Source organism: Actinoplanes sp. DH11 (assembly GCF_020873875.1).
GTDB lineage: Bacteria > Actinomycetota > Actinomycetes > Mycobacteriales > Micromonosporaceae > Actinoplanes.
In genome coordinates, this window is sequence record NZ_JAHWGU010000168.1 from 1 (window position 1) to 411 (window position 411).

A 411-nucleotide genomic window follows, 5' to 3' on the forward strand; every position below is an offset into this window, starting at 1 on the left:
CGATGGATCCGCAGCAGCGGTTGTTGTTGGAGGCGTCGTGGGAGGCGTTCGAGTCGGCCGGTATTGATCCGGCTGTTCTGCGGGGTTCGTCGACGGGTGTGTTCGCCGGCCTGATGTACCACGACTATGCGACGCGGTTGTTCGGCGTGGAGGACACCGAGGGGCACAGCGGTACGGGTACGTCGGGGTCGATTGCCTCCGGGCGGGTGGCGTACACGTTCGGTCTGGAAGGTCCTGCCGTCACGGTGGATACCGCCTGTTCGTCGTCGCTTGTCGCCTTGCATTGGGCGGTGCAGGCGTTGCGCTCGGGTGAGTGTTCGATGGCGCTTGCGGGTGGTGTGACGGTGATGGCCACGCCGACGACGTTCGCCGAGTTCAGTCGTCAGCGGGGTCTGTCGTTCGACGGCCGGT

The 411-nt window shown here is 65.7% G+C and carries 1 protein-coding gene; it reads left to right on the forward strand.

Translation table 11 applies throughout. The annotated features are described in order from the left end of the window. On the forward strand, positions 1 to 411 hold a 411-nt coding region (locus tag LPA41_RS41260; RefSeq protein WP_229076944.1), incomplete at both ends, for a polyketide synthase.